Raw genomic sequence first — 20,970 nt, 5'->3', positions numbered from 1 at the left:
GTACGGCTGGATGAGTTCCCACTGGTCGTCACTGAGCTGTCGGCGCGTCACACCGGCGTTCTACCGTGATCCGTCCCGGCACGGCAGCGGAACGCAGATATTGATCACGACCTCACACAGGCCCTAGCTTGTCCGGCGAGGATCGCAGAGCGAGTGGAGGCGCGGAAGGTTCGCCAACTGACGGCGGTCTGCGGGTGTTCGAAACGGATGCTGTGACCTCAGCTCCGCACGCAGGCCGGTGGCCTGGACATCTCCGTCACCACCCTGCCCGCCGCCGACGGGCAGGGCCCGTCAAGCGGCCTGCACTGCGCACAGGACGGCGCTTTGCGCGCGACCGCATCTGACTCGGCCCGCGGTACGACACTGTGGGGCGGTTCGGAGATGCTGGCGAGCCGGACCGCCGTTGAAGCGGCTTCAGTCCTCCCCGCCGGGGACGGGGGTCTGCGTGATGCCGGTGACGAGAACGTTGAAACTCCATCTCATGCGGTCGTCGATCGAGCCGCCGACCAGTGCCGGCATGTGTGCGGTGATTGCTGGATGGGTGGCCTCGTCCACGGAATGCAGGGCCTGGGCGGTGGCGTTCCAGTCGTCCTCGGCCATCGGGTCGTTTCCCTGAGTCGAATGCTCAGCGGCTGTGGAGGTGGCGTCCTGGAGTAGCTTGTCCACGCCCCAGGCGACCTGCTCGCGGGAGGCGCCGCTGCCGGACAGGAGAACCAGGACCCGTTCAACCAGGCGCAGGTAGTTCTCCCCGCTGGGGCGTGCTACGAGCGCCGACCGGGCGAGCTGCGGGTGCCCGAAGAGCACGGCGGTGTAGGAGGCCAGCACGGCGCGGAGACGCTCGTGCCAGCTGTCCCCGGTGTCCGCGCCGGTCAGGTCGACCTCACCCAGGAGGGCGTCCAGTACGGCGGCGTGCAGTTCGGCGGTGTTGGCCACGTAGACGTACAACGAGGCCGGGCCGGTGTCCAGCTCACTCGCCAGGCGGCGCATGGTGAGCTTGTCCAGACCCTCGGCGCGCATGATCTCCATGGCAGTGTCCACGATCCACTGTCGTGAAAGGGCGGGCTTGGCCGGGCGGTCGCGGCGGCTTATCGGTTCTCTTCTCGCAGTCATGCTGCGATCGTAACGAACGAGTTCGCAGAACGGTGCGCCTCTACATCTGGCTGGGCACCGATCATGTTGGCACGAGCCGCATAGCCCGTGTCCAGGATCTGGGCAGCCCTCGGCCCGGCGCCCGCACGGCCGAGTGGCGACCGTGCGGGCGCCGACGATGGACGCGGTCCTTTCGTGTAGGTCAGCCGGGGATCACTTCGTGCGGTAGGCGTCGATGATCGTCTGGGCCGTGGCCTGGCCGTCGGCGACCCTGGCCCGGAGGGACACCGTTCCTCCGGCCGGGGGGTTGGTCACGGTGACCCGGCCGTTCGCGACGGGTACGTGTGCCCAGGTGGCACCCGAGTCGTAGGACACAGAGACGTAGACAGGCCGTCCCGCGGCGACGCCCTGGACCGTGACAGGCACCGTCCAGGCGGCGCCCGCGGGTGCCGTCGAGGGTGCGGTAGACCGTGGCAGTGGCGCTGTCGTACGCGCTGAAATCTGCGTGTCCTTCGGCGTCGGCGAACGGGTGGATCGTGCCGGTCAGCGTGTTCCCGTCCCGGACCAGACCGGAGGCATTGCCCAGGGCGGGGCCGAAGACTCCGGTGTTGACCGTGGCGGTATGACTGCTGCCCCCTTGTACCGGGTGCCCGGGGTCTCGTACCCCAGGACGTAGGCGTACTTGGGTCCGATCTGGTTGAAGGCGTGCTTCCAGGCGTAGCCCTCCTGGAGGTACGTCTTCGAGGTGGCCGGCGGGCTGGTGGAGAGGAGAACGGTCTCGAGCGGCAGGCTGGGAGAGGTGACCCAGGTCGCCGCCCTCGCACCAGGGACCGACGCCCCTTGCCGCAGTGTGAACTCTGCCAGGTCGTCCCATGCCACGTGCTGGCTGTGGCCGGTGAAGAACGTCCGGGGCAATGTGTCGGCGACGACATAGGTGCTGCCCCGAGCCGAACCACTGCGACACGAAGTACGAGGCACTCTCGTCGTCCGGCACTGCCCCTTCGAGCTGCGCGGTGCGCACGGTGCTCAGGTCGTTGCCCACGTACAGCGTGGCGGACGTCTTCTGCCCCCGCTCCGTGGCGGACATCGCGACGTGGGAGATCCGGTGGGAGGCGGATGGATCCGGCACGGTCACGTCGAACCCCTTCGTCCTTCTGGCGTCGATGGCCAGGGCCATGTCCCGGTCGATTCTCAACTTGGGCGCCGCGACGTAGTCGACGACCAACTGGTCCTCTTGCTGAGCGGAGACCGTACCGACGACCATGTACGGGCTCACCGGTGCCCGCACCGTTGCTGAGCCGTCCTCCCCGCCGACGTACTGGAACCTGAGGGTTTCAAGGTCGAACAGCAGGACGCGCCAGGAGCCGGGCGCGGGTGTCGAGCCGTCCCGAAGGGTGGCGGTCGTGGCGACATCGACCATTTGCTCCTGACTGAGGACACCTCCCGGGGTCCGGACCGTCTGTCCGCTGCCGACTGCCACGACGGTGAGTGCGTACGTGCTCGCGGTGTCACCGCCCTTGCGGATGTCCGCGGTGACCTCTACGCCCGCTGTTCCGCCCGCCGGCACGGATACCTGATCGAAACCGAGTATGTGCACCAGGTTCGGCGGAGCTGACCAGCTGCGACTTGATCTGCTGACCGCTCCGGTCCGGGTGCTGTTGCACGAGCAGTGCAGCCGCGCCCGCGACGTGAGGGGCAGCCATCGAAGTGCCGCTCATGGACTGATAGCCGGTGCTGTCGAACTTGGCCGCCGTGATGTCCACGCCTGGTGCGGTCACCTCGGGCTTGACCGAGCCGTCACCCACCACCGGGCCTCGCGAGGAGAAGGACGCGAGGACGTCCTTGCCGTCCACCGCACCGACCGTCAGGGCCCGCTCGGCCGATCCGGGGGAGCCGACCGTCGTGGCGGCAGGACCGTCGTTGCCCGCCGCGATGACGGACAGCGCTTGGCCGGAGAGCGTGTTGACGGCCTCTTCGAGGAGATCGATGCCGGGGGTGTCCGTGGCGCCCAAGGACAGGTTGACGATGTCGGCACCCGCGTCGACCGCCCACTGCACGACCGCCAGCACACTGGAATCCGATTCCCAGCCCTTGGTGTCCAGCGCCCTAGCGTTGATCAGCTCGGCCTCAGGTGCCACACCTTTGTATGCCCCTCCGGAGGCGGCACCGGAACCAGCGACGGTTGACGCGACGTGGGTGCCGTGCCCGTTGCCGTCCTGGGTTCCCTCTGCGCCGGAGAAGTTCCTCTCGGATACGACCTTGCCTGCCAGGTCCGGGTGGTTGGCATCTATGCCGGTGTCGATCACGGCGACCTTTACCCCGGTGCCGTCAAAGCCCGCTGCCCACGCCGCCGGGGCACCGATCTGCGGCACACTCTCGTTCAGCGACGCGTGAAGGGCCCGGTCGAGATGCACCGACTGCACCCCGGGGGCAAGCTTGGTGCTCCCTGCCGAGGTCATGGTCAGTGAGGACCAAGCGGCGTTGGTCCCGCCCGGCTCCAGGGTGAGCGCATCGGCGTCGACCACGGGCAAACGCCGCATCACGGTACTGGTCCTGTCGGCCAGCCCGGTACGTGCGCCCGCCAGGCTCCTTTCCCACTTCACGATGACGGGAATACCGTCACCGGCCTGCCGGTCGTACTGGGGGCGGTTCAGCTCGGTGATGTCGAACAGCGACTGGTCGAGCGTGCCCGCCGTGATCAGCTCCGCCGCGTCGGCAGGGATTACGTAGCGGTGCTTCCCGCTCTGGATGGTCTGAAGGGGAATCGACTCCCGCCCCTGCGCCGGAGTCACTCCGGCGATGTCCCCGTGCCGATCAAGCGTGACGCGATCACCGGTGATCAAGGTGACCGACTCGGTGGCTTTGCCACCGAGTCGGGGCCGCCACCGACACAGCGGCGGCGGGGCTCGCGTCCGCTGTGGTGGCCGGCAATCCCGCCGTCACCCCTGCGGCCAGCACAAGGGGCAACGCGAGTGCGCCGACCGAGCGTAATACGCGGTGTCCTGTTCTTCGCACCGTCAACTCCTGTGGTCGTAAAGGGATTGTGTCCTCTGGTGAACCAGCAGGTGATGCTTCCGCACGCATGCGTGAAGGTCTAGACCGCAGCATCCTCGTGTGGCGACTGATTCCTGCAAAAGGGCGCGTCTCACCTGGTAGGAATGCAACATGTGGCGGTGAAAAGTCGAACAATGCCTGTGAGTAGTCGGCAGTCGGTCGACCGGACCCGCGTGCCTCCCTGACCCGGCGTACCGACCACTTTCGCTACCGGACCGCCCCGCAGTTGTGTGCGGGCGGACCGGGCGAGCGCGCCGGATGGCCCTGCGAATGCGAGCGGGCGGCTGCGACGCGCGCTGCGAACTTGTTCGCAACGAACCTGTTCGCTACCTTGGAGGGGTCCGGTCGGCCGCTCGCCCGGCATCCTTCCCGGGCTCCGTGCATTTCGCGCGCCCGGCATCTCCCTGGAGGCCCTCATGAGCACCCACTACCCCATCGCGATCATCGGCGGAGGTCTCGGCGGCCTCACCGCCGCTCGGGTCCTGCACGTCAACGGCGTCAAGGCCGCCATCTTCGAGCTGGAGGCGTCAGCCGCAGCCCGCACCCAGGGCGGCATGCTCGACATCCACGAGGAGAACGGTCAGAAGGCCCTGCGCGCCGCCGGCCTCTACCAGGGCTTCCGCGAGATCGTCCACGAGGGTGGTGAGGAGATGCGTCTGATCGGCCCAGACGGCACCGTCCACGTCTCCGAGAAGGATGACGGCGCCGGCGGTCGTCCCGAAGTGGACCGCGGTGACCTCCGCGACCTGCTGCTGAACTCGCTTCCCGACGGCACGGTCTGCTGGGGCAGGAAGGCAACCGAAGCCCGGGCGCTGGGCGACGGGCGCCACGAGGTGACGTTCGCCGACGGCTCGGCCATCACCACCGATCTTCTGATCGGTGCCGATGGGGCCTGGTCCCGCGTAAGGCCGCTCCTCTCCGACGCCACCCCCGCCTACACCGGTATCTCCTTCGTCGAGGCTGACCTTCTGGACGCCGACATCCGCCACCCGCGCAGCGCCGCTGTCATCGGGGGCGGGTTCTTCATCAGCCTGGGCGGCGAGCGCGGCTTCCTCGCGCACCGCGAGACCGACGGCAGCCTCCACGTCTACGCCGCGCTGAAGGCCGACGAGAGGTGGCTCGACGCGATCGACTTCACCGACCACGCTGCCGCCAAGTCCGCCGTCCTGGAGCGCTTCGAGGACTGGCACGAGGATTTGCGCGCGCTGGTCGCCGACGCGGACGCGATCGCCCCGCGCCGCATTCACGCCCTGCCCATCGGACACCGCTGGGAGCGAGTCCCGGGTGTGACGCTGCTCGGCGATGCCGCTCACGTGATGTCCCCCTTCGCCGGGGAGGGCGCCAACCTGGCGATGCTGGACGGCGCGGAACTCGGCCAGGCCATCGCGGCCCGGAACGGTGACACCGAGGCGGCGCTGACCGCGTACGAGAAGGCTCTCTTTCCGCGCAGCGAGGCGACCGCTGTCGAATCCGCCTCCAGCCTGGAGAGCATGTTCGGCGAGCGGAGCCTGGAGAAGATGATCGAGTTCTTCACCACCGGCCCGGCAGCCGAGTGACGGCCACGGACAGCACAGACACCAGCCAGCCCTCACTTCAGGAGGTACGTGTGAGCGCGCTTGTCCACCGCACCATTTCCATTCGGCCCGGCCTCGAACTCGCCGTGCGCGAGTCGGGGCAGGGCCGCGTGGTGCTCGTCCTGCACGGTGCCCCCGGCCCGGTCAGCACTGTCCCACTCGTTGAGCACCTCGCGGCCGGCCACCGCGTTCTCGCGCCCACCCATCCAGGATGGGAAGACACCGTGAGGCCTGCCACGCTGGACTCCGTGGCCGCGCTCGCTGCCGTCTACCACGACCTGCTCGACCAGCAGTGCCTGGACGACGTGACAGTAGTCGGCACGTCCTTCGGTGGTTGGGTCGCTGCCCGGATGGCAGTGGACGACCGGGCCCGACGGATCTCCCGGCTCGTCCTCATGGACGCCCTCGGCCCGGAAATTCCCGGCCAGCCGGTCACCATGCCCAGCGGGCCGCCCCTCGGTGCGCCTGCCGGGCCGGGCGCACCGACCACCCGCGGCGGCCCGCCCGCACAGATGCTCGCCACTCTGCGCGCTTACACCGGTCCGGACCTGCACGACGCGGCACTGCTGCCCAGCCTCTCCACCGTCGCCTGCCCCGTCCTGGCGGTCTGGGGAACCAACGACACGGCTGTTACCCCCGATTTCGGCCGCGCCTACGCAGCCGCGTTCCCACACGGCCGATTTGAACTCGTCCACGGTGCAGGGCACTTGCCCATCCGTGAGAAACCCGAAGCCGTCTTCAGACTCCTGGACACCTTCCTCGCCACACCGGGAGTCCACAGCTGACCACCGGCCCGCCCCGGCCCGACCGGAGATTACGGGCCTCTATCGCACCCACCACTGCTTGGAGTTGACATGACGAAGATCGCGATCATTCTGGGAAGCACCCGCACAGGACGCGCCGGCGCCGGCGTCGCCGATTGGGTCCTGGAACAGGCCCGGCAGCGAGCTGACGCCGAGTACGAACTCATCGATCTTGCCGAGGTCGACCTGCCGCAGATCGATGAGCCCATCCCGCCGGCCGCAGGCCGCTACACCCAGCCCTATACCCAGCAGTGGGCGCAAACGGTGGGCGCCTACGACGGGTACGTGATCGTCACCCCTGAGTACAACCACTCCTTCCCGGGCGTCCTCAAAAACGCCCTCGACCGCGTTTACGCCGAATGGAACAACAAGGCCGTCGGCCTCGTCTCCTACGGCGTGGACGGAGGAGTACGCGCCGTTGAAGCACTGCGACCGGTTCTCAGCGCCCTGCAGCTCGCCGGTGTCTCCCCGCAGGTCGCCCTGAACATGCGCACCGACTTCGCCGACTTCGGTGCCTCGTTCACCCCCGGCGAGCATCAGTTCTCCGTCCTGACTGCGATGCTCGACCGGCTCCTATCCTGGAGCACCGCCCTTGCCGAAGTCCGCTACGCCACATCCGCCACCGCGTCTTGAAGCCTGCCGCCCGCGCGCCCGGCCGCCGACCGGTGAAAGCAGACGGGACCTGCGGCCATCGCGAGCGGAGATCACCGGTTTGCGTTGAGGCCAGGTGTGCCGACCCAAGCAACTACGGCCACATTTACCGAGCAGGTCCGAAGCACACCAACGTGCGGCTCACGCCCTGTCTCCCCAGGGGAGCCGCAGCACATTCGGAGGAATCAGCCAGTGACCGGCTATCTGATGGATCAGACACTCGCTCTCGGCCCCGTCGAGCTGACGGTTGCCGAAGTGGAACGCAGCGTGCGGTACTACACGGAAGTCGCAGGTTTCCGCCTCCTGGGCCGCCAGTCGCAGCGCGCGCAACTCGGCGTAGAGAAGAGCGTGCTGGTTGACCTCCATGAGCTTCCTGGAGCAGTCCCGCCTCCGCCGTCAAGCCCCGGCCTCAGCCACTTTGCGCCGCTGGTGCCCGCCAGGGCAGACGTGGCCCGCTTCGCCAAGCGGCACCTGGACGCCGGCATTGCGATCGACCTGCGCGACCACGTCGTGTCCCAGTCGTGCTACGTGACTGATCCCGATGGTCATACGATCGAAGCGACGTGGGCTTGCCCGAGGGAGGAATGGCAGTGGACCGACGAGGGCCTGCCCGTCGTCGTCGCAGCACCGATCGAGTTGCGGGACCTTCTCGACGAGCCGGGCGCGAACGTGCCCGCAGGTATACCGCCCGGGACCGAGATGGGACACGTCCAGCTCAAAGTGACCGATGCCGCCCTCGTGAACACCAGACAGTTCTACTGCGACCTACTTGGGCTGAATATCTACGCCCGGATGAGGGACGGGTTCATCGGCGTTGGCGTGGCCGACGACCGCAGTCTGCTCGTCTTCACCAACCGGTTCAGCCCGCAGGGAGGCAAGCCGGCGGCCGTCGGTACCGCCCGGCTGATCACGGCTGGCCTGCTACTCCACCCGGAAGCGATCGAGACGCTGGCCGAGCAGCTTGCCGCAGCTGACTACCCGCACGAGCGCGACGGCAACGGCCTGATGGTGCAGGACCCCTCCGGGAACACGCTCCGCTTCTCGGCGAGCAAGTCCGTACGCCAGTGCGTCGAGGAGACGGTCGGCCAAGGTTAGGCCCACCCCCACAGGCCCGCGAAGTGCCCGAAGCCCTGCTCCCGGATAACGGGAAGGGGTGCGGCGATCCCGTACAGAACCTCTTTGAGGTTGACGTCGATCATCTCCTCCCAGTCCTCGACGCGCAGGTCGTCGAGAAGGGAGATCAGGCCGACCCCGCCATTGTTGACGAGGACGTCGAGCTTGCCGTATCGGTCGCGTGCCGACTCGACGATTCAGACGAGGTCCTGGCTCCCTGCCCTTTCGCGCAGCGAGCTCGACGGCAGGCTGTGCTGCAGCTCCAGCCCGACGAACGCGAGACGTCCCGATCCATCTCGACGCGCGCTGCCCCCGGCTACCCGGCTTCCGGCTGAGACCGGGGTCGATTCGTTACCTCGCGCCGCTCGCCGCATCGGCGAACATGCGAGTCTCTTATTACGGAGAGTGGCTGGACTGAGGTGTGGGGCGTTGGGGCGGCACGTCTGTGATTGAGGGGGACCGGTGATGGCGAGGGCGGGCATTTCCCGGCGCCCTCCGGAGCGGTGCTCCCGTTGCCGCAGTGGTGCGGCGAACGCCGCACGGTTCCCGTTACAGCTGGATCGAGCGGGATCCAGTGGGACGGAAACGGGCCACTTTGTCCGTTGTCTCGGCATCACCGCAGGTGAGAGGCGTCACTTGAATGGGTTCGAGTCCCACCCGCCCCATCGAGCGTCCCCAGGCAGAATCGTTCTGACCTGGGGAAACGCGCATTGCGCGGCGGTCCCACGGCCGTTGAGGGGTTGCCACGCTCCGTCAAACGCTTGTCGATCCTCCGCTCGCGCCCCAGCATCGCCGTGGTCAACTCCGCGCGCGTCAAGAAGATGCTCACGGGAAGCCGACGTAGGGCGGACCCGGCATCCATGTTCGCCTGCGCCGGCTGATCGGGCACACCGGCCCCACTCCGGCCGTGCCCGGCACGATCCGCGGCGACCTCGGTGATGACAGCCTCAAGGATGTACTCGTACTGCCTGCTCAATCAGGTTGAGTGCGGGGCCCGCTCGGCCGACGACGACTTCGTGGCCGTCGTGCCCTGGTCCAGCGGCCCGGTCCGGTTCGCTACGATCCAACCCGCCTGGTTTCAACGGTGTCACCAGGTCCTACCCCTCTGTCGCTTCCCGTCGCTTCGCCGTACCCGCCCCAGGATCACGCCCACCACCTGGTCGTTCCGCAGCACGCCCCACTCGCGGGAATCCGTGCTGTGCGCGGCGTTGTCGCCGAGTACCGCCACGTGGCCGGCCGGCACGGGCATCCGGTGGGTGACACCGGCGGTTCCCACAGGGGCCGGCTGGCCGGGTGTGGAGGCCAGTCGCTTGACGGCGTATTGGCTGCCGGCCGCCCGTGGCGCTGCCACGTCGCCCCCCGGTGGTTCCCGCAGGATGATCTCCTGCCCCCGCCGCGGCCGGGCCAACGGGCGGCGCACCATGAGCAGCAGGTCTCCGTCGGCGTAGGAGGGCTCCATGCTGATGCCCTCGACCGTGATCAGAAGCAGTGACGAGCGGGCCACTGCCAGGAGGGCGATTGCCCCGCCCAGGATCCATGGGGTGGCGCCGCCCCGGGTCATGGCCGTACGGCCGGTCCTGCCGGGTGTTCTGACTGATGTCCTGGCGCAGGTGCCGCGGCAGGGGCCGGGGCGGTGTCCGCTCCCTTCTCGTTGCGGGCCTCTCCGGCGGGGACGTCGGCCGGGGTCGGTGTGGTGAGGCGGTCCTCCAGGACTCGGCCGTCCCGCATGCTCACGACGCGCCCGCAGCGCGCGGCGATGCTCATGTCGTGGGTGGCCAGGACGAGGGTGGTGCCCTGTTCGATGTTGAGGCGCAGGAGCAGCTCGATGATCTCCGTGCCCGTGGCGGAGTCGAGGTTGCCGGTGGGTTCGTCGGCCAGCAGCAGGGCCGGCTGGTTGATCAGGGCGCGGGCTATGGCCACGCGTTGCTGCTGGCCACCCGAGAGCTGCGACGGCAGCCGGTCCTCACGGCCTGCCAGGCCGACGGCGGCGAGGAGTTCGCCGGCCCGTTCCAGTGCGGACGCGCGGCTGCGGTAGGGCAGTACGGGGGCAACCACGTTGTCCCGGGCGGTCAGCGCGGGCAGGAGGTGGAAGCGCTGGAATACGAAGCCGATGCCGGCTCTGTAGCGGGTGAGTTCGGCCCGTCCGGATGCCGTGATCTCGGTGCCGCCAACCGTGATGCTCCCGCCGTCGGCGGCTTCGATCGCGCCGAGCAGGTGCAGCAGGGTCGACTTGCCCGAGCCGCTCGGCCCGATGAGCGCCACACTGCTGCCCGCCTCCAGCGTGAGCGAGACGTGATCAACGGCGGTTACCGGGTCGGCCGTGCCGGATCCGAACACCTTCACGACGGACTCGGCGGCGATCACGGTTCCCGGGGCGCTCGCGTCCGCCGGGGGAGTGGTTCGGGTCTTCGGGATGCGGAATTTCACTGCTGTTCTCCTCGGTGGCTCCGTGGCTCGTTCCCGGTGTCCGGCCGCGCGCCGGGGGTGGCAGACCTGATCGCGTCCTGCCGGGGTGCGGCCGGACACCGGGAGGCCGGTTCCGAGCGGGGCTGTGCGGCCGCGGTCGGCGACGGGTTCCCGGCGCGGGCGGGGGACCTGCCGTGCCTCGGCTCCCTGCGGTGACCGCGTCACTCCTCCTCCGCCAGCGTCTGCGCTGTCGAACCCGTTCGGAGCGTCCGCGCAGGCAGCGCCGCACAGGCGACGGTGGTCAGGACCGCCGCACCGGCCACGGCTCCGGCGACCCACCCGAGTAGCGGGCTGTACCCGCCGGTGAGCGCCGAGCAGGCGAAGAGCGCGAGTCCGGCGCCGAGCACCGCCCCTGCGGTGGCCGTGAGAGCCGCCTCGCTGAGCACCAGCCGGGTGAGGGAGCTGTCCGGCCAGCCGGTGGCCCGCAGCAGGGCGTACTCGGCAGCGCGATCACGGATGTTGGTGTAGAGGACGTCGGCCACGCTCGCGGCGCCGAGGAAGGCCGTGATCGCGGCGGCGACGTAGTCGGTCGTGCGAACCTGGACCGTGACGGCGTTCCCGAGCAGGGAGCCGGCGACCTCCCCCTCGAACGCGGCGCCGATCCCGATCAGGATCACCAGTGCCGCCACCCCGCCGGCCAGCGCCATCGCGCCGAGCGCCGTCCGCCCGGGCACCCGGCGTACGTTGGCCCAGGCGAGGCTTGAGACGCCGGTGACCTTCGTACGGTGGGCGCGCGCGCTCACCGAGGGGCGTGTCGCCTCACCCGGGTGGGAGCGCGCGGACTGCAGGGCCGGCCACAGCGAGGCCAGAGCGGCCAGCCCCATCGCCGCCGGAATCGCCAGGAGCGCCCGCGACCACTGCACCTCCACCCCTGCCAGGGCCCCTGCCGGAACGGCCAGTACGGCTCCGACCAGCCCGGCTACCGCGCCGATCGTGACCACCTCGGCCAGGATCAGCGCGAACAGCTTTCGGGCCGGCCAGCCCACACAGGCGAGCACCCCCAGCTCGGTGCGGCGTGACCGCACCGCCGCGGACGTGGCACCCGTGACGAACAGCGCGCACACCGCGAGGACCAGCAGGAACAGGACGAGGGACTTGCGGTCCACCGCGTCGGCGATCGCGGTGGCCACCCCCTTGCGGGACCACATCTGACGTAGAGTCAGTGCGGGCCGCCCGAACTTGCCGGCCGGGTTGACGACGTCGACGGCGGTCGGCGAGGAGCCCATGGTGATGTCGACGGCCAGCCCGGTGCGGGTCCGGATCTGTTCCGCGGCCAGCCGTACCCGTTCGCGGGAGAGGGCATCGGTGCCGAGGGTGCCGTCCAGCCTGACGCGGATCACGCTGATCGGCTTGGCGGCGTTCACGCCCCCCTGGCGGTTGATCCCGCTGAACTGCCTGGGGTCGTGGAAGAGCGGTAGGGAGGAGAGCGTGGTGATCATGGAGGGGGCGACCGACAGGAGACCCGCGACGTTGCCGTTGGGCAGCAGCGACTTGCCCTTGAGCGCCGCCTTGGAGGCCGCGTCGGCGCCTTCGGCCTGCGGAGGGAAGAACGTCTCCAGCGGCACCGCACCGAGGTGGCTCTGCTCGGCCGTGAGCCTGTCGGGATCGAAACGGCCGATCGGCTTGATCAGGGGCATGGGCTCATCGGTGGTGTTGCTGCCCACGTACATGTGTGAGACGTGCTGGTCCAGCGACCGCACGGCCGTGTCCCCGAGATCGGATCCATCGCCCAGCTCGCCTTCCCCCAGGTCCGGTTCCAGCATGGGGCCCTGTTGGACGGAGCGGGCGGCCAACTGGCCGCCGGACGAACCGTATGTGACCGGGGAGGCGCTGAGGAAGTAGCTCAGGTTGCTCCACGCGAACGGCTCTCCCGGCGACGGCTCCTTCTGGCCGAGACCGCGGCTCATGGCGTCGTACGCGGTGTCGGACGTGAACTCCACGCTGTGGCTGCGCAGGGCGCGAGCGCCGGGCAGCGACCGGGCCAGGGTGCCCGAGTTCTCTCCCGAGGAGATGTGTTCGGCCGCCTCGGGGGAGAGTTCCTCGACCTCGACGCGCAGCTTCTCCTCGACCGGGGACCGGTCGGCCAGCAGCACCGGGATGTCCGCGAACCGCGAACCGTCGCGCTCGACGACCGCCGTCTTCTGGGCCGGTGCGAAATACGAGCCCTCCAGGACCGCCTTGTCCAGGCCCACCAGGCGGGCCTCCTGGACCGGATCCACCGCCGCCACCAGATACGGGAAGCGCCACGTGACGTAGCCGATGCCGGCCGGGGGGTCGATGCCCGTCCCGGTGGCTTTCGGACTGGCCGCGCCGGGCTGGTTGACGTTGTTGCGCGAGTGGGTGGACCCGCAGGTGGGAACCAGGCCCTCGGCCCGATTGGTCTTCGGGTCGTTCCCGGTTGCCACGCTGCAGACCTCCCGCCGTTCCCCGTCCGCGCCGACCAGATCGATCTGCCCGCTCAGCTCCGCGCCCTTTCCGCTTCCGCCCTGTCCGCCCTTCGGGTGATCGAGCCGCTGCGGCGTCACGTAGAGGTACGAGCTCTCGCCCGGGACCGTCGTCAGGCCCTGCTCGGAGATCAGCTCCGGCTTCAGGCGCCATAGCTGGGCCTTCTCGCCCGGGCGGACGAACTTCGATACATCGACCGGCAGATGGACAGTTGACGGCATGTAACCGACGACGGCGACGGGCGCCGCGACCTGAACCCCCGGAATCTTCAGGATCCGCTGCCACTGCTCCTCGCTGATGCCTCCCTGGAGATCGCTCAGCGCCGTGGCCGAAACCAGCTTCTGCTGTGTTTCGAGCCGGGACCGAGCTCCGGGTGGCCGCACCAACAGGTCGTATGCGCCACGGGAGTTGGCTGCCACTGTGCCCCGGACCTCAAGGCGCTGACGGCCCGCGGTCGCGGTCAGCACGGTGAAGGAAGTGACTGCCACGACCAGTGCGGTGAGCAGTGCCACCGCCCGTCCGGACCGGAATCCGATCTGTGCCCTGACCGTGTGCCACACGAGCTCCCCCTGGCTGGATCGGCGGCTGCCCCCGGTGCCGCGTCCGTCGCAGGCCGAAGCCGGGCAGTCGCTTGTGCCTGACGGGAGGAGATGTTCACACCGGGAGTCCGGGAGCGTCAATACGATGCACGCACCTATCGGATCAACGTGTCCGGTATGTGCCCCAGGTGGCGAAATGGGGCGCCACGAGATCCAGAATTCATGATCTTTTCATTGAGTGTTTGTTTTTTTGCATCTAGTGCACGCAAAGTTGCAGTGTTAGATGAGCAATTGCGCAACAGTAAGGCCGGTTCACCCGCTGCCGTGATGCGTCCGCGGTGTGAACCGGGACCACGGACCAGCCGACTTGAGGAGTTTGCATGCGTCGCACGTTCGACCGGGTGGGCGGCCGGATCCTGCGGGTCGTCCTGCCGGCCGCGAAGGCGTCCGCAGCCTGCTGGGACCCATGGAAAACGATCTTCACCAGCTCGACCTACGTCCTGCAGCAGCGCAACGCCTGCACCGGCAGCGCACGGCAATGCCGGGTCGGCATCGGCGGGGCTCCCTACACGTCAGCCACCTGCCCCTGAGCAGCGGCTGACACGTTGACGCGGTAGTACGGGACCGCGTCGACGCGGCAGCGCGTGGAGGCGACCGCAATTCGCCCCCACGCGCCTTCGACAGTATCCGGCGCGAACGGAGGCATCGTGTCAGCCGTGTGGTACTGGGCGCAGCTGGAGGCCCGCCTGGTCCTGGCGGTGGTCTTCGTACTCTCCGCCGCGGCCAAAGTCCGGTCCCCGCGGGCGTACGGGGCGTTCCGTGAAGCCGCGGTGGCTCTCGGGGGCCCGCTCGCATCCAGGGTGATCGCCTTCGGGCCGTCGTCGCCGCTCCTGAGGCGGTGCCGGCGGCCGAAGCCGCGCTTGCCGTGCTGCTGATCGCGCCGGCCACCGCCGCCACGGCCCTCGTAGGAGCGCTCGCCCTGCTGCTGGTCTTCAGCTTTGTGCTGGCCCGGGCCGTGCGGCGGGGAGCACAGGTGGCCTGCCACTGTTTCGGCGGCTCCCGCGCGCCCGTCCGCCGGGCACAACTCCTGCGCGACGGACTGCTCGTGGCGATGGCCTGCCTGGGCCTGGCCGGCACGTACGCGGACGGCACGGTTCGTCACCCCGCCCCGGCCCTGCTCGTCGCCCTCGTGGTCGCGGCCGCGCTCAGCTGGGTCGTGGTCCTGTGGGACGACCTCACGGAGCTGCTGGCGGACCCGGCCTGACGTACGCCCGACGGGCGCGCGTCCCCGCTCTCGGGGCGATCGCGCCGCCTTCCCCTCTGCCGGGTTGCCGCCCCCTGGCTTCGCCCCCGACCGTTCCGTACCCTTCCGGAGGAGATTTTCCCGCCATGACTGTCCTGACGGCCGCTGTCGTCGTACTCGGTCTGCTCTGCCTGCTCAACCTTGCCGTGAGCGCTGCGGTGATACGCCGGCTCCGCTTCCTCGGCATGCCCATGGATCCTGCCTCAGGAGCCGGCCTGGCGATCGGCGGTTCCGTGCCCGCCTTCGACGTCATGGCCGATGACGGCACCTCGCTGAACCTGGACTTCCTCAGCGGGCGACGCACCTTGATCGCGTTCCTTTCACTACAGCGAGCTGGTCGGTCCGCGCCTGGCACCGGCCAGTGACCTGTGCGAGGCGCCGCCCCTCACCAAAGGCATCGCTCTTCGCGATGTCTGGTTCCGCTACCACCCCAGCCATGAATGGGTCCTGCGCGGGGTGGACCTGGAGATCCGCCCCGGCGAGTCCGTGGCGCTTGTGGGCCTGAACGGCGCGGGCAAGTCCACGCTCGTCAAACTCATGGCCGGTCTCTACCGGCCGACGCGGGGCGAGGTCACCTGGAACGACACCGACCTGTCGGCCGTCGACCCGCCCTCGCTGCGTCGCCGCATCGGCGTGGTGTTCCAGGACTTCATGGCGTACGACATGTCCGCCGCCGACAACATCGCCATCGGCGACCTCGGCGCGGCGGGGGACCGGCCGAGGCTGCGCAGGGCGGCCGACCGGGCCGGCATCGATACCGTCCTCCACGCACTGCCTCACGGCTACGACACCCGGCTCAGCCGGATGCACCTGCCCGAGCCCGCCTCGACCACCACGGTGCCGGGCCGCGGGCGACGTCGGCTGTCACGCTCCGCGCCCCCGGATCCGGACCCGGCTCCGGACAGGACCGGTGTGCTCCTGTCCGGAGGCCAATGGCAGCGCGTCGCCCTGGCCAGGGCACTTCTTCGGACCGACGCCGACCTGCTGATACTCGACGAACCCTCCTCCGGGCTGGACCCGGTTGCCGAGCGCGAGATCCACCTCGGACTCCGGGAACACCGGCGAGGCCGGAACAGCCTGCTCATCTCCCACCGGCTCAACACCGTCCGCGACGCGGACAGGATCCTGGTCCTGGAGCAGGGCCGGGTGGTGGAAGAAGGCACGCACTCCGCCCTTCTCGACCTGGACGGAAAGTACGCGCGCATGTTCCGCTCGCAGGCGGACGGCTACCGACTGGCGGACGAATAGCAGACCCGCACCGAGCACAAGAATCTCCTCGTCGCGTGTAGTTGCCTGCTCACCCGGGGGTGCGGCTCGTCACGCGCCCCGCCCCTGGTCGGGAAGGCTACGGGGAGCCCCCAGGTGCAACTCGCGTGTTGCGCCTAAAGGGTCGATGTGCAACCCTGGAGTTGCACTCAATGGCAACGGCGGAGGAGCCCCCTCATGAGCGAGGACCGGATCGAGCGCGAGACCCTGATCGCGGCACCCCTGGAGCGGGTCTGGTCGCTGGTGGCCCAGCCCGGGTTCTGGGTGGCCGACAAGGCGAGCCTGCCCGGCACCGTGGCCAGGGAGGGGGAGTCGATGATGGCGAAGAACGCCGAGCACGGCGACTTCCCGGTGCGTGTGGAGAAGGTCGAGCCGCCCACGTACCTGGCGTACCGCTGGACCAGCGCGTTCCCCGGAGAAGAGCTGCGCGAGGACAACAGCACCCTCGTGGAGTTCACGTTGACCCCGGAAGGCGACCGGACGCGGCTGCGCGTCGTCGAGAGCGGGTTCGCGGCGCTGGCCGGGTCCGAGGAACTGCGCGGTCAGAATTTGAAGGACCACAGCGGAGGTTGGCCCCTGGAGCTCGACGCGCTCAAGTCGCGCGCCGAACAGCCCTTCTCGTGACGGAAGAACGTCCCGGCGCCGCCGAGGTCGTCGACAGCGTCCTCGGTGCGCTGGCCGAGCCGACGCGACGTCAACTGCTCGATCTGCTCGCCGCACAGGGCGAGGCCACCGCGACGACGCTGGCCGAACACCTTCCCGTCTCGCGGCAGGCGGTGGTCAAGCACCTCGCCGTCCTGGACGCCGCCGGGCTGGTTTCCGGCAGCCGGATCGGGCGCGAGGTGCGGTACTCGGTGCGGCCCGCGGCGCTGGACACGACGGCCGGGTGGATGGCCTCGCTCGCGGCCGACTGGGACCGGCGGTTGGCGCACATCAAACGCGTCGCTGAGGCAGCGGAGCGGGATTCGAGTGCGACACGCCCCGACTGAAGGGAAGCACGCTATGGACACGACAGAACTTCGCAGTGCCTACGAACGGTTGCTCGATGCGGCGGCCGTTCCGGACCTGGGCGACGCGGACGACGGAGGCTGGAACGCCGACCGGATACTGGCCCATCTCCTCAGCGTCGACGCCTCGATCGCAGCGGTTGCTCTGGGCGTCGTCGCCGGCGCGCGGCCCACCTTCGACAACCGGATCTCCCTCGACACCTGGAACCTCGACCGGATCATCACCGAGCACTCAGGCCGGGCGGACCTGATCGATCATGTCCGGCGTCAGGCCGCGGTCCTGTGCGACGTCGCCGATCAGCTCAACGAGGAAGCCGCCTCGGTTTCGGTGCCGTCGCTCCTGCTGTCCAATGACGCACTCGTGCTGGACCGGCCGGTTTCGCTGGCAAACCTCATCGGCGGCCTCGCCGAAGACCACGTGCCCGTGCATACGCAACAGCTCCTCGATCTTCGCGTCGCCGTCCCTGGGCCGGCCTGAAAGGCGGCGCCCGAGCCGAAGACCGGACACCCGGTCCCCGTCCCCCCGAGGACCGGCTGCGAGCAGGGGGACGGCTCCCTCCCCGAGGATTGCGCCGGCGACGGCGACCCGACCGGAGAACTCACCACCCGGCACTGGACCGACACCTGGTTCGACCAGAACGTGGGCAGCCCGTCCAGCAAGGACCCGGCGCACTTCGTGATCGGCACCAGCCGTAACGGCAAGGGCGAACGTGAAGACCATCGGCGAGTCCGCCGGCAGTTGCACCCGCAACTCCGGCGGCACGATCGACCCCGAGTACGGCAGCGTCGACCCGGCTGCCGGAGTCCGGTGGCCCGGACAAGCGCACGAACTCGCCCGCAACGCGGAGCCCCGCCTGACACCCAACCACTGGTCAGGAGCCCCGCCTGACACTCAACCACTGTCAGCCGGCCGACTCCGGGCCGGCCGGCTCCGCGGGGGTGACGGGTTCGACGCGTATGGAAGAGAAGGCGTCGCTCAGGAAGCGGTCGAGCTCGGCCGAGTCGCCGGGGCCGACGACGCCGGCCAGCGGGATGTCGGTGTCCGCGTAGCTGAGCACCGTCTTGATCGGCTCGTCCTCGGTCCGCTGGCTCCACCGGTACACCAGCGGGCTCTCGCGGAACGCCTCCGCGCCCTCGATCCGGCAGTACTCGGCGCCCAGCTTGTGGCTCGGCCAGCAGAACCAGCCGTAGCGGGACCCGTCGGCCTCGGGCCAGGACAGCTCCTCGGCGGCCACACCGCCGGTGACCAGTTGCAGGTAGCGCGAGGGCAGGTGCACTCCGGTGGCGAGCTCGAAGGTGTCCACCACGTCCGCGCCGCCGAAGCGGGCGCCGACCTCCAGGAACACCACCCCGTCCGGGGTCTCGATGCCTTCCAGGTGGAAGAGGCTCGTGGTGATGTTGACGGCGGCGAGACAGTCCAGGGTCCAGCGGCTCAGCTCCGGGGTCAGCTCGATCTGCACGGAGCCGAGCGGCGTTCCCTCCGCGTAGCCCAGGCAGGTGCCGACGTAGCGGCTGGCCTGGACCGACATGGGCTTGCCGTCGATCAGCATGCCGTCCACGTGGATGATGGGGCCGGTGACGAACTCCTCGACCTCGAAGCCGTCCCGCTCGGCGCCTTCGGGCACCACCCCGGCCTCGCGCACGGCGGCCAGGGCCTCGGCCGGCGTCGGGTAGATGTGGACGTTCATGGCCGCCGCGCCGTCCAGCGGCTTGAGCACCGTCTCGCCGGTCCAGGGCAGCCCATCGGGCCCGGCCGCCAGGGCCTCGGTCAGGGACAGGAACCGGGGGACCCGCAGACCGGCCGCGGCGACCATGGACTTCATGACCACCTTGTCGCGCCAGGGCCGGATCTCCTCCTCCGTGTCACCGGGCACGCCGAGGGCCGCCCGCACCCGGGCGCCGGCGATCAGGTCGAACTCGGAGAGCGCGAGGACCATGTCGAAGGCGGGCAGCCCCTCGACGGCGGTCAGCACCTCTTCCGTGAGGTCGCCGGTGTCCGGGCGCTCGATGCGCGTGCAGCGGAGGTCGGACGGAAGGGTGGCCAGCCGGTCCGCGGGGCCGACGTAGGTGACGTCGTGGGCCGCGTGGTCAATTCCGGTCGCGTGCCGGATCATTTTGTCCGTGACTCGGTGCAGGATCAGGATGCGCATGGTAGGTCCTCAGGCGTGCGAGAAGCGGAAGGAGTAGGGCGACGGCACAGACGGAGCCGATGACGGAACCCAGGGCGATGCTCTGGGGGCTGAAGGACGTGGTGAAGAGGGTGACCAGGAGTCCGGCCGCAGGCAGGGACAACTGGTTCAGGAGAATGATGATGGCGATCGTCTTCGCGAAGTGCTCGCGCGGAATCCTCCTGACGCGCTCCGTGCGTATGACGACGTTGAAGAACCCGACGGTCCCGAGCAGGACCGCGTAGCTCACCGCGTACTGGGTGAAGGTGTTCGCCAGGCCCACCCCGATGCCGCCCAGGCAGATCAGGGAGTAGGACGTCATCAGGGCGGCGAAAGGATTCAGCCGCTTCGTCACCTTCGGGACGACGAAGAACGTCAGGATGCCGACGATCCCGGCTCCGGTGCTCAACGCCCCGTAGTACTTGTCCGGTTGGTGGAAGACGCCCACGGTGGTGGCGGCGCTGGTGGCCATGCCGACACCGACCATGAGGTTGACCGTCATGGTCAGTCCGACCAGGCCGAGGATCGCGGGCAGTTTCAGCAGGGTCGTCACGCCCTCGGCGATGCCGGTGGCCACCGAGCGGATCGTGGTGGGTTCCCCGGCGGCTCCGGCGAGCGTCTCGGTGCGCAACCAGCGCCGCAGGGAAAGGGTGTTGAGCATGGTGAGGCCGTACACCGCGCCGATCACCGCGAGGAGGCTGGTCGTCGGGAGCGCCGAGGCGAGCAGCGCGGCCAGCACGGGGCCGATGACCTCACTGGTCTGCTCGGTCCCCTGGATGATCGACTGCGCCCGGACCATCTGGTCCATGGGGACGAACCGGGGGAGCGTGGCCTCAAGGGCGACGTAGGACTGCGCGCCGGCCACCGACATGCCGGCGGCGAGCACGCACAGGGTGATGAACTTCCCGTCGGGTATCAGGAACATCAGGGCGAACGCGGTCAGCCCGAGGGCCGAGCGGACGAAGTCCGAGCCGATGTACAGGAGGTAGCTGCGTATTCGGTCCGCGAACACCCCGGCCACCGGCAGGAATATCACCCGGGGCAGCCATTCGACCAGGAAGATCAGGCCGGTCTGCGACGCACTGCCCGTCAGTTTGTAGGCGAGCAGCGGAATGGCGAACAGGAGGAACTGGTCACCGAGTGCGGCCAGTCCGCGGCCACCCACGAAACGCGCCACCTGCGGGCCCGGCATATAGGCGTGCGGTGGTGTCTGCGGATCGCCGCCCCCGTCCCCCACGGGCGCATCGGCCGTGTCCTTGCTCGCTTCGTGGGTCATGCTCCCCCCGTCATTCGTGTCACCGAGTCCGTTGAACAGGCTCTCCATGGGCATGGACATGGGCATGGTCATGGTCAGCCGGAGGACGAACCCGTGGCCGTGTCCGCGTTCCGAGGTGTCGGGCGAATGCGCTCACTCGCAGGGCGGTGCCAGAGTATAAGCACTCGGCAGTCGCCCGCAGGCCGTACACCGGGATCGCCGTTCCGTCCGCTGAGC

Annotated in this window: 21 protein-coding genes; 11 read left to right on the top strand and 10 right to left on the bottom strand. The window is 69.3% G+C overall.

Features of this window, described 5'->3' with window-relative positions:
• Positions 1 to 414: 414 nt before the first annotated feature.
• The 3 genes from E6R18_RS11770 to E6R18_RS11755 all read right to left on the bottom strand — a co-directional run bounded on the left by E6R18_RS11770 (position 415) and on the right by E6R18_RS11755 (position 3,932).
• Positions 415 to 1,110 (bottom strand): TetR/AcrR family transcriptional regulator C-terminal domain-containing protein, encoded by a 696-nt coding sequence (locus tag E6R18_RS11770; RefSeq protein WP_136316822.1) that lies wholly within the window; start codon positions 1,108 to 1,110, stop codon positions 415 to 417.
• Between the two features lie 192 nt (positions 1,111 to 1,302).
• Complete coding sequence (locus E6R18_RS11765) at positions 1,303 to 1,464, bottom strand: hypothetical protein (RefSeq protein WP_168712327.1); 162 nt, start codon at positions 1,462 to 1,464, stop codon at positions 1,303 to 1,305.
• Positions 1,465 to 2,597: 1,133 nt separating this feature from the next.
• Complete coding sequence (locus E6R18_RS11755; protein WP_136316819.1) at positions 2,598 to 3,932, bottom strand: S8 family serine peptidase; 1,335 nt, start codon at positions 3,930 to 3,932, stop codon at positions 2,598 to 2,600.
• A gap of 627 nt (positions 3,933 to 4,559) precedes the next feature.
• Between E6R18_RS11755 and E6R18_RS11750 the strand changes: the two genes are divergently transcribed.
• Positions 4,560 to 5,699 (top strand): NAD(P)/FAD-dependent oxidoreductase, encoded by a 1,140-nt coding sequence (locus E6R18_RS11750; protein ID WP_136316818.1) that lies wholly within the window; start codon positions 4,560 to 4,562, stop codon positions 5,697 to 5,699.
• A gap of 32 nt (positions 5,700 to 5,731) precedes the next feature.
• On the opposite strand, the gene E6R18_RS34815 is transcribed toward E6R18_RS11750, so the two are convergent.
• Positions 5,732 to 5,923, bottom strand: a complete 192-nt coding sequence (locus E6R18_RS34815; RefSeq protein ID WP_240799698.1) for a hypothetical protein — start codon at positions 5,921 to 5,923, stop codon at positions 5,732 to 5,734.
• On the opposite strand from E6R18_RS34815, the gene E6R18_RS11745 reads away from it, so the two are divergent.
• The 3 genes from E6R18_RS11745 to E6R18_RS11735 all read left to right on the top strand — a co-directional run bounded on the left by E6R18_RS11745 (position 5,831) and on the right by E6R18_RS11735 (position 8,266).
• Complete coding sequence (locus tag E6R18_RS11745; protein WP_240799697.1) at positions 5,831 to 6,502, top strand: alpha/beta hydrolase; 672 nt, start codon at positions 5,831 to 5,833, stop codon at positions 6,500 to 6,502. The genes E6R18_RS34815 and E6R18_RS11745 overlap by 93 nt on opposite strands.
• 69 nt (positions 6,503 to 6,571) lie before the next feature.
• On the top strand, positions 6,572 to 7,153 hold the full coding sequence (locus E6R18_RS11740; RefSeq protein ID WP_136316816.1) for an NAD(P)H-dependent oxidoreductase: 582 nt from the start codon (positions 6,572 to 6,574) through the stop codon (positions 7,151 to 7,153).
• 210 nt (positions 7,154 to 7,363) lie between these two features.
• The gene (locus tag E6R18_RS11735; protein ID WP_136316815.1) at positions 7,364 to 8,266 is read left to right on the top strand and encodes a VOC family protein; all 903 of its coding nucleotides are present in this window, start codon (positions 7,364 to 7,366) and stop codon (positions 8,264 to 8,266) included.
• Here the strand turns inward: E6R18_RS11735 and E6R18_RS34810 are convergent.
• From E6R18_RS34810 to E6R18_RS11715, 4 genes are all read right to left on the bottom strand, one after another.
• On the bottom strand, positions 8,263 to 8,481 hold the full coding sequence (locus E6R18_RS34810) for an SDR family NAD(P)-dependent oxidoreductase (protein ID WP_240799696.1): 219 nt from the start codon (positions 8,479 to 8,481) through the stop codon (positions 8,263 to 8,265). The two genes, E6R18_RS11735 and E6R18_RS34810, sit on opposite strands and share 4 nt — an antisense overlap.
• Positions 8,482 to 9,371: 890 nt before the next feature.
• Complete coding sequence (locus tag E6R18_RS11725; protein WP_136316814.1) at positions 9,372 to 9,845, bottom strand: S26 family signal peptidase; 474 nt, start codon at positions 9,843 to 9,845, stop codon at positions 9,372 to 9,374.
• A complete protein-coding gene (locus tag E6R18_RS11720) occupies positions 9,842 to 10,711 on the bottom strand; it encodes an ABC transporter ATP-binding protein (protein WP_240799692.1) in 870 nt (289 codons plus the stop codon). Before E6R18_RS11720 ends, E6R18_RS11725 begins: the two co-directional genes overlap by 4 nt.
• 200 nt (positions 10,712 to 10,911) lie before the next feature.
• Positions 10,912 to 13,683, bottom strand: a complete 2,772-nt coding sequence (locus tag E6R18_RS11715; protein ID WP_136316813.1) for an FtsX-like permease family protein — start codon at positions 13,681 to 13,683, stop codon at positions 10,912 to 10,914.
• Between the two features lie 431 nt (positions 13,684 to 14,114).
• Here E6R18_RS11715 and E6R18_RS11710 point away from each other — a divergent pair, with 431 nt between their 5' ends.
• From E6R18_RS11710 to E6R18_RS11680, 7 genes are all read left to right on the top strand, one after another.
• Positions 14,115 to 14,324 carry a hypothetical protein gene (locus tag E6R18_RS11710; RefSeq protein ID WP_136316812.1) on the top strand — a complete coding sequence of 70 codons (210 nt, stop codon included), beginning with the start codon at positions 14,115 to 14,117 and terminating at the stop codon, positions 14,322 to 14,324.
• Between the two features lie 308 nt (positions 14,325 to 14,632).
• Positions 14,633 to 14,998, top strand: a complete 366-nt coding sequence (locus E6R18_RS11705) for a MauE/DoxX family redox-associated membrane protein (protein ID WP_168712325.1) — start codon at positions 14,633 to 14,635, stop codon at positions 14,996 to 14,998.
• A gap of 125 nt (positions 14,999 to 15,123) precedes the next feature.
• Complete coding sequence (locus E6R18_RS11700; RefSeq protein WP_136316810.1) at positions 15,124 to 15,402, top strand: hypothetical protein; 279 nt, start codon at positions 15,124 to 15,126, stop codon at positions 15,400 to 15,402.
• A gap of 91 nt (positions 15,403 to 15,493) precedes the next feature.
• The gene (locus E6R18_RS11695) at positions 15,494 to 16,285 is read left to right on the top strand and encodes an ATP-binding cassette domain-containing protein (RefSeq protein WP_240799691.1); all 792 of its coding nucleotides are present in this window, start codon (positions 15,494 to 15,496) and stop codon (positions 16,283 to 16,285) included.
• A gap of 195 nt (positions 16,286 to 16,480) precedes the next feature.
• On the top strand, positions 16,481 to 16,927 hold the full coding sequence (locus E6R18_RS11690; protein ID WP_136316808.1) for an SRPBCC domain-containing protein: 447 nt from the start codon (positions 16,481 to 16,483) through the stop codon (positions 16,925 to 16,927).
• Complete coding sequence (locus E6R18_RS11685; protein WP_136316807.1) at positions 16,924 to 17,292, top strand: metalloregulator ArsR/SmtB family transcription factor; 369 nt, start codon at positions 16,924 to 16,926, stop codon at positions 17,290 to 17,292. Before E6R18_RS11690 ends, E6R18_RS11685 begins: the two co-directional genes overlap by 4 nt.
• 13 nt (positions 17,293 to 17,305) lie before the next feature.
• On the top strand, positions 17,306 to 17,788 hold the full coding sequence (locus E6R18_RS11680) for a hypothetical protein (RefSeq protein WP_136316806.1): 483 nt from the start codon (positions 17,306 to 17,308) through the stop codon (positions 17,786 to 17,788).
• A 424-nt stretch (positions 17,789 to 18,212) separates the two neighbouring features.
• On the opposite strand, the gene E6R18_RS11670 is transcribed toward E6R18_RS11680, so the two are convergent.
• Both E6R18_RS11670 and E6R18_RS11665 read right to left on the bottom strand, forming a co-directional pair.
• On the bottom strand, positions 18,213 to 19,460 hold the full coding sequence (locus tag E6R18_RS11670) for an ATP-grasp domain-containing protein (RefSeq protein ID WP_240799690.1): 1,248 nt from the start codon (positions 19,458 to 19,460) through the stop codon (positions 18,213 to 18,215).
• On the bottom strand, positions 19,399 to 20,754 hold the full coding sequence (locus E6R18_RS11665) for an MFS transporter (RefSeq protein ID WP_240799689.1): 1,356 nt from the start codon (positions 20,752 to 20,754) through the stop codon (positions 19,399 to 19,401). The genes E6R18_RS11670 and E6R18_RS11665 overlap by 62 nt, the downstream gene beginning before the upstream one ends.
• Between the last annotated feature and the right edge of the window lie 216 nt (positions 20,755 to 20,970).

Source organism: Streptomyces sp. A1277 (genome assembly GCF_004795015.1).
Taxonomy (GTDB): Bacteria; Actinomycetota; Actinomycetes; order Streptomycetales; family Streptomycetaceae; genus Streptomyces.
The sequence above is the reverse complement of the archived record's forward strand: the minus strand, read 5'-3'. Positions and strand labels throughout refer to the sequence as shown.

What these genes read in the sequence shown, in the direction of transcription:
- E6R18_RS11690 (WP_136316808.1), top strand. Translation starts at nt 16,481, where the DNA reads ATGAGCGAGGACCGGATCGAGCGCGAGACCCTGATCGCGGCACCCCTG.
- E6R18_RS11770 (WP_136316822.1), bottom strand. Translation starts at nt 1,110, where the DNA reads ATGACTGCGAGAAGAGAACCGATAAGCCGCCGCGACCGCCCGGCCAAG.
- E6R18_RS11680 (WP_136316806.1), top strand. Translation starts at nt 17,306, where the DNA reads ATGGACACGACAGAACTTCGCAGTGCCTACGAACGGTTGCTCGATGCG.
- E6R18_RS11725 (WP_136316814.1), bottom strand. Translation starts at nt 9,845, where the DNA reads ATGACCCGGGGCGGCGCCACCCCATGGATCCTGGGCGGGGCAATCGCC.
- E6R18_RS11750 (WP_136316818.1), top strand. Translation starts at nt 4,560, where the DNA reads ATGAGCACCCACTACCCCATCGCGATCATCGGCGGAGGTCTCGGCGGC.
- E6R18_RS11665 (WP_240799689.1), bottom strand. Translation starts at nt 20,754, where the DNA reads ATGACCCACGAAGCGAGCAAGGACACGGCCGATGCGCCCGTGGGGGAC.
- E6R18_RS11700 (WP_136316810.1), top strand. Translation starts at nt 15,124, where the DNA reads ATGACTGTCCTGACGGCCGCTGTCGTCGTACTCGGTCTGCTCTGCCTG.
- E6R18_RS11670 (WP_240799690.1), bottom strand. Translation starts at nt 19,460, where the DNA reads ATGCGCATCCTGATCCTGCACCGAGTCACGGACAAAATGATCCGGCAC.
- E6R18_RS11710 (WP_136316812.1), top strand. Translation starts at nt 14,115, where the DNA reads ATGCGTCGCACGTTCGACCGGGTGGGCGGCCGGATCCTGCGGGTCGTC.
- E6R18_RS11740 (WP_136316816.1), top strand. Translation starts at nt 6,572, where the DNA reads ATGACGAAGATCGCGATCATTCTGGGAAGCACCCGCACAGGACGCGCC.
- E6R18_RS34815 (WP_240799698.1), bottom strand. Translation starts at nt 5,923, where the DNA reads ATGGGTGGGCGCGAGAACGCGGTGGCCGGCCGCGAGGTGCTCAACGAG.